Origin of the sequence: Pseudomonas entomophila (assembly GCF_023277925.1) — a bacterium.
Lineage (GTDB): Bacteria > Pseudomonadota > Gammaproteobacteria > Pseudomonadales > Pseudomonadaceae > Aquipseudomonas > Aquipseudomonas entomophila_D.
In genome coordinates this window covers 666,071-678,522 of record NZ_CP063832.1, presented here as the reverse complement: position 1 = coordinate 678,522, position 12,452 = coordinate 666,071, and the positions used below count along the sequence as shown (strand labels likewise).

The window sequence follows — 12,452 nt, the reverse complement described above, 5'->3', positions numbered from 1 at the left end:
CAGAGCCAGCTTGCCGGCGAACACGGCTCAGGCTGCGCCTTCCAGGAAATCCTGGGCAAAGCGCTGCAATACCCCGCCCGCTTCGTAGATCGACACCTCTTCGGCGGTATCCAGCCGGCAGGTCACCGGCACCTCGACACGCTCGCCAGTGCGCCGCGTGACCACCAGGGTCAGCGTCGCGCGCGGCGTGCGCTCACCGAGCACGTCGTAGGTCTCGCTACCGTCCAGCCCCAGCGTGTTGCGGTCGGTGCCCGGCTTGAACTCCAGCGGCAGCACGCCCATGCCCACCAGGTTGGTGCGGTGGATGCGCTCGAAACCTTCGGCGACGATCGCCTCGACCCCCGCCAGGCGCACGCCCTTGGCCGCCCAGTCGCGGGACGAGCCCTGGCCGTAGTCGGCACCGGCGACGATGATCAGCGGCTGCTTGCGCTGCATGTAGGTTTCGATCGCCTCCCACATGCGCGTCACCTTGCCTTCCGGCTCGATGCGCGCCAGCGAACCCTGCTTCACGCTGCCGTCGTCCTTGCGCACCATCTCGTTGAACAGCTTGGGGTTGGCAAAGGTGGCACGCTGCGCGGTCAGGTGGTCGCCGCGGTGGGTGGCGTAGGAGTTGAAGTCCTCCTCCGGCAGGCCCATCTTCGCCAGGTACTCGCCGGCGGCGCTGTCGAGCATGATGGCGTTGGACGGCGACAGGTGGTCGGTGGTGATGTTGTCCGGCAGCACTGCCAGCGGGCGCATGCCGCGCAAGGTGCGCTCACCGGCCAGGGCGCCTTCCCAATACGGCGGGCGGCGGATGTAAGTGCTCATCGGACGCCATTCATACAGCGGCGCGACCTTCGGCCCCCTGTCCTCTTCGATGGCGAACATCGGGATGTACACCTGGCGGAATTGCTCCGGCTTCACCGACGCACGCACCACGGCGTCGATTTCTTCATCGCTCGGCCAGATATCCTTCAAGCGGATCTCCTTACCATCGACCACGCCCAGCACATCCTTCTCGATGTCGAAACGGATGGTGCCCGCGATCGCGTAGGCCACCACCAGCGGCGGCGAGGCAAGGAAGGCCTGCTTGGCGTAAGGGTGGATGCGCCCATCGAAGTTGCGGTTACCCGACAACACGGCGGTGGCGTACAGGTCGCGGTCGATGATCTCCTGCTGGATCACTGGGTCCAGCGCGCCGGACATGCCGTTGCAAGTGGTACAGGCGAAGGCGACGATGCCAAAGCCCAACTGCTCCAGCTCCTGCTCCAGCCCCGCTTCCTTGAGGTACAACTGCACGGTCTTGGAGCCGGGCGCCAGCGACGACTTCACCCAGGGTTTACGGGCAAGCCCGAGCTTGTTGGCATTGCGCGCCAGCAGGCCCGCGGCGATCACGTTGCGCGGGTTGCTGGTGTTGGTGCAACTGGTGATGGCGGCGATGATCACCGCGCCATCCGGCATCTGCCCCGGCACTTCTTGCCACTGGCCGGCAATGCCCTTGGCCGCCAGGTCGCGGGTGGACACCCGGGCGTGCGGGTTCGACGGGCCGGCCATGTTGCGCACCACGCTCGACAGGTCGAAGCTCAAGGTGCGTTCGTACTCGGCCTTGGCCAGGCTGTCGGCCCACAGGCCTGCAACCTTGGCGTAGGTTTCCACCAACTGCACCTGCTGCTCGTCGCGGCCGGTGAGCTTGAGGTAATCGATGGTCTGCTGGTCGATGGCGAACATCGCCGCGGTGGCGCCGTATTCCGGGGCCATGTTGGAGATGGTGGCGCGGTCGCCCAGGGTCAGTGCGCTGGCGCCGGCACCGTGGAACTCGAGATAGGCGCCGACTACCTTCTGTTGGCGCAGGAACTCGGTGAGCGCCAGCACCAGGTCGGTCGCGGTAATGCTCGGCGCCAGACGGCCGGTCAGCTCGACGCCGATGATCTCCGGCAGGCGCATCCACGAGGCGCGCCCCAGCATCACGTTCTCGGCCTCCAGGCCACCGACGCCGATGGCGATCACGCCCAGGGCATCGACGTGCGGGGTGTGGCTATCGGTGCCGACGCAGGTGTCCGGGTAGGCGACGCCGTGGTCGTTGTGGATCACCGGCGACATCTTCTCCAGGTTGATCTGATGCATGATGCCGTTGCCCGGCTGGATCACGTCGACATTCTTGAACGCCTGCTTGGTCCAGTTGATGAAGTGGAAACGGTCCTCGTTGCGGCGATCCTCGATGGCACGGTTCTTCTCGAACGCCTGCGGATCGAAGCCGCCGCACTCCACGGCCAGCGAGTGGTCGACGATCAGTTGCACCGGCACCACCGGGTTGACCTGGGCCGGGTCACCGCCCTTGTCGGCAATGGCGTCGCGCAGGCCGGCCAGGTCCACCAGCGCGGTCTGGCCGAGGATGTCGTGGCAGACCACACGGGCCGGGAACCAGGGGAAGTCGAGGTCGCGCTTGCGTTCGATCAGTTGTTCGAGCGAGGCGTTGAGGGTGGCCGGGGCGCAGCGACGCACCAGGTTTTCGGCCAGCACGCGGGAGGTGTACGGCAGGCCGTCATAAGCGCCGGGCTTGATCGCCTCGACCGCGGCGCGGGCGTCGAAATAGTCCAGGGTGGTGCCTGGCAGGGGCTTGCGGAATTCAGTATTCATGGCACAGGGACTCAATCACGGTAAGGTCGGTGCTGTTGCGGCCGCCCTGCTTTCTGCAGGAGCCGGCTTGCCGGCGAAAGGGGCCCCGGCGTCGCCGGGGTTCGCCAGCAAGGCTGGCTCCTACAGGGAGCGCGGGCTGACTCAGCGTTGCTCGATCGGCACGAACTGGCGCTGCTCGACGCCGACATACTCGGCGCTCGGGCGGATGATGCGGTTGTTGGCGCGCTGCTCGAACACGTGCGCGGCCCAGCCGGTCAGGCGCGAGCAGACGAAGATCGGGGTGAACAGCTTGGTCGGGATGCCCATGAAGTGATACGCCGAGGCATGGTAGAAGTCAGCGTTGGGGAACAGGCGCTTCTGCTCCCACATGGTCTTGTCGATGGCTTCGGATACCGGGTACAGGACCTTGTCGCCCACCTCGTCGGCCAACTGCTTCGCCCAGCCCTTGATCACCTCGTTGCGCGGATCGGACTCTTTATAGATCGCATGGCCAAAGCCCATGATCTTGTCTTTGCGCTCGAGCATGCGCAGCAGCTCGGCGGTGGCTTCCTGCGGGGTCTGGAAGCGCTCGATCAGTTCCATCGCCGCCTCGTTTGCACCGCCGTGCAGCGGGCCGCGTAGCGAACCGATGGCGGCGGTCACGCAGGAGTACAGGTCGGACAGGGTCGAGGCACAGACCCGGGCGGTGAAAGTCGAGGCGTTGAACTCGTGCTCGGCGTAGAGGATCAGCGAGACATTCATCACCTTGACGTGCAGCTCGCTCGGTTTCTTGCCATGCAGCAGGTGCAGGAAGTGGCCGCCAATCGTCTCTTCATCGCTGGTGCAATCGATACGTACACCGTGGTGAGTGAAGCGGTACCAGTAGCACATCACCGCCGGGAACAGCGCCAGCAGGCGGTCGGTCTTGTCGCGCTGGGCGTCGAAGGTCAGCTCCGGCTCCAGGGTGCCGAGTACCGAGCAGCCGGTGCGCATCACGTCCATCGGGTGGGCGTCGCGCGGGATGCGCTCGAGGACTTCTTTCAGCACTTGCGGCAGGTCACGCAAGCCCTTGAGCTTGCGTTTGTAGTCGGCAAGCTCGGCCTTGCTTGGCAGCTCGCCGTAGAGCAGCAGGTAGGCGACTTCCTCGAACTCGGCGCCGGCGGCCAGGTCGCGCACGTCATAGCCGCGATAGGTCAGGCCGGCACCGGCCTGACCGACGGTGGACAGCGCGGTCTGCCCGGCCACCTGGCCGCGCAGGCCTGCGCCACTGAGTACTTTTGCTTCGGCCATGGTGTTTCTCCTTTCTTGAATTTGTTATCGAAGTCTTTTCTGGCTAATCGGGTGTCTGGCCTGTTCGCCGGCAAGCCGGCTCCTACAGGGCGGTGTGCGCTTGACTCATCCCTTCTTCTGCGCGAACAGCGCATCGAGGCTCTGCTCGAAGGCGTGGTAGCCGATGGCATCGTAGAGCTCCATGCGGGTCTGCATGGTGTCGATCACGTTCTTCTGCGTGCCATCGCGGCGCAGCGCGGTGTAGACATTCTCGGCGGCCTTGTTCATGGCGCGGAACGCCGACAGCGGGTAGAGCACCAGCGACACATCGACCGAGGCGAGCTCTTCGGTGGTGTACAGCGGCGTGGCGCCGAACTCGGTGATGTTGGCCAGGATCGGCGCTTGCACCCGGTCGGCGAAGGTCTTGTACATCGAAAGTTCGGTGATCGCTTCCGGGAAAATCATGTCGGCACCCGCCTCGACGCAGGCCGCGGCGCGGTCCAGCGCGGCGTTCAAGCCCTCCACCGCCAACGCGTCGGTGCGCGCCATGATCACGAAGCTGTCATCGCTGCGGGCATCCACCGCGGCCTTGATACGGTCGACCATTTCCTGCTGGCTGACGATCTCCTTGTTCGGGCGGTGGCCGCAGCGCTTGGCGCCGACCTGGTCCTCGATATGGATCGCCGCGGCGCCGAACTTGCTCATCGACTTGACGGTGCGGGCGACGTTGAAGGCCGAAGCACCAAAGCCGGTGTCGACATCCACCAGCAGTGGCAGGTCGCATACGTCGGTGATGCGACGCACGTCGGTGAGCACGTCGTCCAGCCCGCTGATGCCCAGGTCCGGCAGCCCCAGGGAGCCGGCGGCGACACCGCCGCCGGACAGGTAGATGGCCTTGAAGCCGGCGCGCTTGGCCAGCAGGGCGTGGTTGGCGTTGATGGTCCCGACCACCTGCAGCGGATGTTCGGCGGCAACCGCGTCACGGAAACGCTGGCCGGGGGTGCTCTTCACTGTCATGACTCACCTCGTGGGCTATTGTTGTCGGCGCCCTGGTAGTGGCGCTCGATATTGCGTTTGGACGCGCCGATGTGGCGGCGCATCAGGAGTTCTGCGAGTTCGCCGTCGCGGGCTTCGATGGCGTCGAGGATGCGGTGGTGCTCGGCGAAGGCCTGGCGTGGCCGGTTGGGCGTGGTGGAGAACTGGATGCGGTACATGCGCACCAGCTGGTAGAGCTCGCCGCAGAGCATCTTGTAGAGGGTTTGGTTGCCGCTGCCCTGGATGATCCGGTAGTGGAAGTCGTAGTCGCCTTCCTGCTGGTAGTAGCCCTGCCCGGCCTGGAACGCGGCGTCGCGCTCGTGGGTGTCGAGCACATGGCGCAGCTCATCGATGGCGGCCTGGCTCATGCGCTCGGCGGCCAGGCGGCATGCCATGCCTTCCAGCGATTCACGAATCTCGTACAGCTCGATCAGTTCGGCGTGGCTCAGCGACACCACCCGCGCGCCGACATGGGGTACACGCACCAGCAAGCGCTGGCCCTCGAGGCGGTGGATCGCCTCGCGCAACGGGCCGCGGCTGATGCCGTAGGTGCGCGCCAGCTCCGGCTCGGAGATCTTGCTGCCGGGGGCGATCTCGCCCTTGACGATGGCCGCCTGGATGCGCCGGAAGACGTTCTCCGACAGGGTCTCGGTTTCGTCCTGGGTGATCGTCGTGGCCTGGGCTGTGTCCAGCATGATTGTCGACACCTTCAAAATCAATGACGGCAAAACTAGCTAAACCACGGCTTGTAGTCAAAGACAAAAAGAATATTGTCGACAATCGTCTAATAACGAACTTACCCCGCCTCTGCGCGGTCTGATCGCGGGCGCGCTGGCGTCAAGACATCGGCGTGATAGAATGCCGCGCTCCTTTCGGAGCATGGAGCATGTACCTGTCATCTTTTCATGCTACCGACACACTCTTGAGGACGCTTGGCCAGTCGCCTTGCCCTGAACCCCGCACAGCACCGCGCCAGGATTATGAGACTCACACCCGCTTCACTGCTGCTCTGCCTGACCCTGCTGCCGGCCCTTGCGCCCGCGGCGGAAAAGACCGTGTACGGTCTGAACGAATATGCCCGCCTGGGCGATCTCGACCTGGAAGTGGCGGCCAAGCTCGACACCGGCGCCAAGACCGCCTCGCTCAGTGCCCGCGACATCAAGCGTTTCAAGCGCGATGGCGAGAGCTGGGTACGTTTCTACCTGGCCATCGACGCCGCCCACAAACACCCCATCGAACGCCCCCTGGCCCGAGTCAGCAAGATCAAGCGCCGCGCTGGGGACTATGATGCCGAATCCGGCAAGGCCTACACCGCCCGCCCGGTTATCGAGCTCGATATCTGCATGGGCCAGACACGCCGCACCATCGAGGTCAACCTCACCGACCGCAGCGCCTTCCAGTTCCCGCTGCTGATCGGCTCCGAGGCTCTCAAGCACTTTGGCGCGCTGGTCGACCCAAGTCTTAAATACGCGGCCGGCAAACCTGCCTGTGCCACCGAAGCTCCCAAAGCAGAGTAATTCCGATGCGCTCTCTTACCCTCCACCTGAAAGTCTTGATCACCGTCCTGGTGTTGCTGGGCGTGGCGATCACGGCCTACCAGATCTTCGCCCTTGGCATCCCGGTGACCGAGGATGAAACCGACGACCTGTGGAACATCGACGCCAAGGTCGAGTTCGTCGCCAGCGCCAAGGACCCGGTCAAGGTGCAGATGTTCGTGCCACCGCTGAACCGCGACTACGTCAGCCTCAACGAGAGCTTCATCTCCAACAACTATGGGGTGAGCGTCAACCGCGTCGACGGCAACCGCAAGGTCACCTGGTCGGCGCGCCGCGCCAGTGGCAACCAGACCCTCTACTACCGCCTGGTGCTAACCAAGCGCTACAGCAACGAGAAGGCCAAGATCAAGGGCCCGACGTTCCGCGACAGCCTGGCGCTCGAGGGCCCGGAGAAGATCGCCGCCGAAGCGCTGATGGCACCGATCCGCCAGCACTCGGCCGACGTCGAGACCTTCGTCAGCGAAACAATCAAGCGTGTCAACAATCTCAACGACGACAACGTCAAACTGCTGCTGGCTGGCGACACCTCGTCGATGAAAAAGGCCCAGATCATCGATCTGCTGCTATCCATCGCCCACGTGCCACTCGAGAAAGTCCACACCATCCGCCTGATTGCCGACACCCCGCAAACCCCTGAACTGTGGCTGCGCAGCTTCAACGGCAACGACTGGTTGTACTTCAACCCGGACACCGGCGAACAAGGCCTGCCCGCCGATCGCCTGCTGTGGTGGACCGGCGACGAAAACCTGATCACCGTCGATGGCGGCAAGAAGGCCAACGTCACCTTCAGCATGAACAACAGCGAGATGAACGCCATTCGCCTGGCCAAGCTGACCGACGAAAATACCGACGCTGACTTCCTCGAGTACTCGCTGTACGGCCTGCCACTGCAGACCCAGCAAACCTTCATGATCATGGTGATGATCCCGATCGGCGTGCTGGTGATCCTGGTGCTGCGCAACCTGATCGGCATCCAGACCCTCGGCACGTTCACCCCGGTGCTGATCGCCCTGGCCTTCCGCGAGACGCAACTGGGCTTTGGTATCGTGCTGTTCACGGTGATCACCGCCCTGGGCCTGTCGCTGCGCTCGTATCTCGAGCACCTGAAGCTGCAGATGCTGCCGCGCCTGTCGGTGGTGCTGACCTTCGTCGTGGTGCTGATCGCCGCCATCAGCCTGTTCAGCCACAAGCTGGGCCTTGAACGCGGCCTGTCGGTGGCGCTGTTCCCGATGGTGATCCTGACCATGACCATCGAACGCCTGTCGATCACCTGGGAAGAGCGCGGTGGCGGCCACGCCATGAAAGTGGCCATCGGCACCCTGTTCGCCGCGTCCGTCGCGCACCTGCTGATGACCGTGCCGGAACTGACCTACTTCGTCTTCACCTTCCCGGCAGTGCTGCTGATCCTGGTGGGCTTCATGCTGGCGATGGGTCGCTACCGCGGCTACCGCCTGACCGAGCTCGTGCGCTTCAAGGCCTTCCTGAAGAAGGCTGACGCCTGATGTTCGGCCTGCTCAAGACATGGAAAGCCCTGGAGGCCCGGGGCATCATGGGTATCAACCGGCGCAACGCGGACTACGTGTTGAAGTACAACAAGCGCCACCTGTACCCGATCGTCGACGACAAGATCATCACCAAGGAGCGCGCACTGGCGGCCGGCATCCATGTGCCAGAGATGTACGGCATCATCGAGACCGAGAAGCAGATCGAAAAGCTCGACGAGATCATCGGCGAGCGCAACGACTTCGTCATCAAGCCCGCGCAAGGTGCGGGCGGTGACGGCATCCTGGTAATCGCCGACCGCTTCGAGGACCGCTACCGCACGGTGTCGGGCAAGATCATCAGCCACGAAGAGATCGAGCACCAGATCTCCAGCATCCTTACCGGCCTCTACTCGTTGGGCGGGCACCGCGACCGCGCGTTGATCGAGTACCGGGTCACCCCGGACCAGATCTTCAAGAGCATCAGCTACGAAGGCGTGCCGGACATCCGCATCATCGTGCTGATGGGCTACCCGGTGATGGCCATGCTGCGCCTGCCCACCCGCCAGTCCGGCGGCAAGGCCAACCTGCACCAAGGCGCCATCGGCGTGGGCGTGGACCTGGCCACGGGCCTGACGCTGCGCGGCACCTGGCTGAACAAGATCATCAGCAAACACCCGGACACCACCAACGCGGTGGACGGCGTGCAACTCCCCAACTGGGACGGCTTCATGAAGCTCGCCGCCAGCTGCTACGAACTGTGCGGCCTGGGCTACATCGGCGTGGACATGGTGCTGGACCAGGATAAAGGGCCGCTGATCCTCGAGCTCAACGCCCGCCCCGGCCTGAACATCCAGATCGCCAACGACTGCGGGCTCACGCAACGTACCCACGCCATCGAGGCGCACCTGGAAATGCTGGCCAAGGAAGGCCGGACCGAGGACGCCGCGCAGCGTGTCCGCGTATCGCAAGGGCTGTTCGGGCACGTTCAGCAGTGACCCTGTTCGCCGGCAAGCCGGCTCCTACGGTAGGAGCCGGCTTGCCGGCGAACCCCTCCATGACTGAGTACAGCATGTGAATGTCGCCCTCAACGCTAGGCGCATTTCCTACACAGGTCTACAATCGCCCCCTCGCTTTTTTCATCGCCGTCCATTCTGATGCCGACCTGTACGCTCCACCCCCTGCCCTACCAGCCCGACCCCGCGTTCTATTTCGCACGCCTGCGCACAGCGCTAGGCGCGATCCTGCTCGACAGCGCCCGCCCCAGCGCCGAGCGCGGCCGCTTCGACCTGCTCAGCGCCTGGCCACGGCAACAGCTGCAGGCGCAGCCTGGCGAAACCGGCCAGGGTTACCTGCAACGCCTGCGCCAGGCCCTGGCCGACCTGGGCACGGCACAACTGCCGCAAGGCGTGGAGCTGCCATTCGCCGGCGGGCTGATCGGGTACCTGAGCTACGACTTCGGACGCCGCCTGGAGCATCTGCCGGCCGCGGCCCTGGACGACCTCGCACTGCCCGACGCCGACCTGGGCCTCTATGCCTGGGCACTGGTGACCGACCATCATTTGCAGCGCAGCCAGCTGGTGTTCCACCCGAGCCTCGAGACGACCGAGCGGCACCGTCTGGTCCGGCTGTTCACGACACTGCCCCATACCGAGCCCGGCAACTTCCGCCTGCTCGCCCCCATGAAGGGCGACCTGGCCCCCGAGCAGTACCGCTGCGCGTTCGACAAGGTCCAGCAGTACATCCAGGCCGGCGACTGCTATCAGATCAACCTGACCCAGCGCTTCCGTGCCCCCTGCCAGGGCGATCCGTGGCACGCCTACCAGGCCCTGCGCGCTGCGTGCCCGACGCCGTTTTCCGGGTACCAGCAGCTGGATGCCGGTACGGCCCTGCTCAGCTTTTCTCCCGAGCGTTTCATCCGCGTCAGCCAAGGCGAGGTCGAAACTCGCCCGATCAAGGGCACCCGGCCACGCGCGAGCAACCCCATCGAGGATGCGCGCAACGCTGACGAGCTGCTGAACAGCGCGAAGGACCGCTCGGAAAACCTGATGATCGTCGACCTGCTGCGCAACGACATCGGGCGCACCTGCGAGATCGGCTCGGTGAAGGTGCCGGAGCTGTTCAGCCTGGAAAGCTACCCCAACGTTCACCACCTGGTCAGCAGCGTCACCGGACGCCTGGCCGCTGGCCGCGATGCACTGGACCTGATCGGCGGCAGCTTCCCGGGCGGCTCGATCACCGGCGCGCCGAAGATCCGCGCCATGCAGATCATCGACGAGCTGGAGCCCACCCGCCGAGCGCTGTACTGCGGCTCGCTACTGTATATCGATGTGCGTGGCGAGATGGACAGCTCCATCGCCATTCGCAGCCTGCTGGTCAAGGATGGCCAGGTCAGTTGCTGGGGCGGTGGCGCGGTGGTGGCCGACTCACACTGGCAGGCCGAATACGAAGAGTCGATCGCCAAGGTGCGGGTACTGATGGAAACACTGCAAAGCCTCTGAAGCATCGCCGGCAAGCCGGATTGCCAGCGAATCGGCCGCCGCAGTCTGGCCTGCCATTTTTTGTTACCATCTGGACACTACGAGCGCACAGCGCCACTCACCTGATGGAAACCGCCTGATGAGCCAACCCTTCGACGTCGCCGCCCTGGCCGCGACCTACGCCAGCAAGTCCCCGCAGGAGATCCTCAAGCTCGCCTTCGAACACTTCGGCGACGACCTGTGGATCTCCTTCAGCGGCGCCGAGGATGTGGTACTGGTGGACATGGCCTGGCGCTTGAACAAGCAAGTCAAGGTGTTCAGCCTCGACACCGGGCGCCTGCACCCGGAAACCTATCGTTTCATCGACCAGGTGCGCGAGCAGTACAACCTGCCCATCGAGATCCTCAGCCCTGACCGCGACAAGCTCGATCCTTTCGTCAAGGAGAAGGGGTTGTTCAGCTTCTACAAGGACGGTCACGGCGAATGCTGCGGCATCCGCAAGATCGAGCCGCTGCGCCGCAAGCTGGCCACCGTGAGCGCCTGGGCCACCGGCCAGCGTCGCGACCAGAGCCCCGGCACCCGCAGCCAGGTCGCGGCACTGGAGGTCGACAGCGCCTTCTCCACCCCCGAGCGCCCTCTGTACAAATTCAACCCGCTGGCGCAGATGACCAGCGAGGAAGTCTGGGGCTACATCCGCATGCTCGAGCTGCCGTACAACAGCCTGCATGAACGTGGCTTCATCAGCATCGGGTGCGAGCCATGCACTCGGCCGGTGCTGCCGAACCAGCATGAGCGCGAGGGGCGCTGGTGGTGGGAAGAGTCGACGCAGAAGGAATGCGGGCTGCATGCCGGCAACCTGATTACCAAGTCTTGAAAATGCAAAGGGGCCGCTTGGCGCCCCTTTCACCAGCTAGCCAGCGCCTACGAAGGTCAATGTAGGAGCCGGCTTGCCGGCGAAAGGGCCACCAAGCGGCCCCGTACGATGTCGAATCAGTGCACCGGCAGCTCGACGCCCTCGAACAGCTCTTCGAGCTCCTGCTTGTTATGGCACTGGATCGCCTTGGCCATCACCTCACGGGTCAGGTGCGGCGCGAACTTCTCGATGAAGTCGCACATGAAGCCGCGCAGGAACGTACCGCGGCGGAAACCGATCTTGGTGATGCTGGCCTCGAACAGCTCGCTGGCATCCAGGCACACCAGGTCGCTGTCGAGCTTGGGATCGACCGCCATCTTGGCCACGATGCCCACACCCAGCCCCAAACGTACATAAGTCTTGATCACGTCGGCATCGGCGGCGGTGAACACCACCTTCGGGGTCAGGCCGCGGTGGTTGAAGGCCTCGTCCAGCTTGGAACGGCCAGTGAAACCGAACACGTAGGTGACGATCGGGTACTCGGCCACCGCCTCGAGCGTCAGCTTCGGCAGCTTGGTCAGCGGGTGCCCCTGCGGCACCACCACGCAGCGGTTCCACTTGTAGCAAGGCATCATGATCAGGTCACCGAACAGCTCCAGCGCCTCGGTGGCGATGGCGAAATCGACGGTGCCATCGGCCGCCATTTCGGCGATCTGCATGGGCGAGCCCTGGTGCATGTGCAGGGCCACTTCCGGATATTGCTTGATGAAGTTGCTGATCACCGGCGGCAAGGCGTAGCGCGCTTGCGTGTGAGTAGTGGCGATGGACAGCGTGCCCTTCTTCTCGTTGGAAAATTCCTGGGCGATCTGCTTGATGCTCTCGACCTTGCGCAGGATCTCGCCAGCGGTATTGATGATGCGCTCGCCAGCCGGGGTGACGCGGGTCAGGTGCTTACCGCTGCGGGCGAAGACCTCGACGCCCAGCTCATCCTCAAGCAGGCGGATCTGTTTGCTGATACCGGGCTGGGAGGTGTACAGGCTCTGCGCCGTCGCGGAAACGTTGAGGTCATGGTGCGCCACTTCCCAGATGTAGCGCAGTTGCTGAAGCTTCATAGATATCCCTCAAAGGCGGTAGGTCACCGGCGCGCCGGCAGCGACGAGTTATAACTATATTAGTGGCTTGA

10 protein-coding genes are annotated in these 12,452 nt (G+C 64.3%); 5 read left to right on the top strand and 5 right to left on the bottom strand.

Annotated features, from left to right (window positions below; translation table 11 throughout):
• Window positions 1-27: 27 nt before the first annotated feature.
• The 4 genes from acnD to IM733_RS03015 all read right to left on the bottom strand — a co-directional run bounded on the left by acnD (window position 28) and on the right by IM733_RS03015 (window position 5,594).
• Window positions 28-2,616: a Fe/S-dependent 2-methylisocitrate dehydratase AcnD gene (acnD, locus tag IM733_RS03030; protein WP_248919470.1), complete on the bottom strand. Its 2,589-nt coding sequence runs from the start codon at window positions 2,614-2,616 to the stop codon at window positions 28-30.
• A gap of 141 nt (window positions 2,617-2,757) precedes the next feature.
• Complete coding sequence (prpC, locus tag IM733_RS03025) at window positions 2,758-3,885, bottom strand: bifunctional 2-methylcitrate synthase/citrate synthase (RefSeq protein ID WP_248919469.1); 1,128 nt, start codon at window positions 3,883-3,885, stop codon at window positions 2,758-2,760.
• A gap of 105 nt (window positions 3,886-3,990) precedes the next feature.
• Window positions 3,991-4,881, bottom strand: a complete 891-nt coding sequence (gene prpB / locus IM733_RS03020; RefSeq protein WP_248919468.1) for a methylisocitrate lyase — start codon at window positions 4,879-4,881, stop codon at window positions 3,991-3,993.
• Window positions 4,878-5,594 (bottom strand): GntR family transcriptional regulator, encoded by a 717-nt coding sequence (locus IM733_RS03015; protein ID WP_248919467.1) that lies wholly within the window; start codon window positions 5,592-5,594, stop codon window positions 4,878-4,880. Before IM733_RS03015 ends, prpB begins: the two co-directional genes overlap by 4 nt.
• A 285-nt stretch (window positions 5,595-5,879) precedes the next feature.
• Here IM733_RS03015 and IM733_RS03010 point away from each other — a divergent pair, with 285 nt between their 5' ends.
• The 5 genes from IM733_RS03010 to IM733_RS02990 all read left to right on the top strand — a co-directional run bounded on the left by IM733_RS03010 (window position 5,880) and on the right by IM733_RS02990 (window position 11,290).
• Complete coding sequence (locus tag IM733_RS03010) at window positions 5,880-6,416, top strand: ATP-dependent zinc protease family protein (RefSeq protein ID WP_011533145.1); 537 nt, start codon at window positions 5,880-5,882, stop codon at window positions 6,414-6,416.
• Between the two features lie 5 nt (window positions 6,417-6,421).
• Window positions 6,422-7,957 (top strand): inactive transglutaminase family protein, encoded by a 1,536-nt coding sequence (locus IM733_RS03005; protein WP_248919466.1) that lies wholly within the window; start codon window positions 6,422-6,424, stop codon window positions 7,955-7,957.
• On the top strand, window positions 7,957-8,934 hold the full coding sequence (locus IM733_RS03000; RefSeq protein ID WP_248919465.1) for an alpha-L-glutamate ligase-like protein: 978 nt from the start codon (window positions 7,957-7,959) through the stop codon (window positions 8,932-8,934). The genes IM733_RS03005 and IM733_RS03000 overlap by 1 nt, the downstream gene beginning before the upstream one ends.
• Window positions 8,935-9,093: 159 nt before the next feature.
• Window positions 9,094-10,437 carry an aminodeoxychorismate synthase component I gene (gene pabB / locus IM733_RS02995; protein WP_248919464.1) on the top strand — a complete coding sequence of 448 codons (1,344 nt, stop codon included), beginning with the start codon at window positions 9,094-9,096 and terminating at the stop codon, window positions 10,435-10,437.
• Window positions 10,438-10,555: 118 nt separating this feature from the next.
• Window positions 10,556-11,290 carry a phosphoadenylyl-sulfate reductase gene (locus IM733_RS02990; protein WP_248919463.1) on the top strand — a complete coding sequence of 245 codons (735 nt, stop codon included), beginning with the start codon at window positions 10,556-10,558 and terminating at the stop codon, window positions 11,288-11,290.
• Between the two features lie 116 nt (window positions 11,291-11,406).
• Here IM733_RS02990 and cysB read toward each other — a convergent pair whose 3' ends face one another.
• Window positions 11,407-12,381: an HTH-type transcriptional regulator CysB gene (cysB, locus tag IM733_RS02985; RefSeq protein WP_011533140.1), complete on the bottom strand. Its 975-nt coding sequence runs from the start codon at window positions 12,379-12,381 to the stop codon at window positions 11,407-11,409.
• Between the last annotated feature and the right edge of the window lie 71 nt (window positions 12,382-12,452).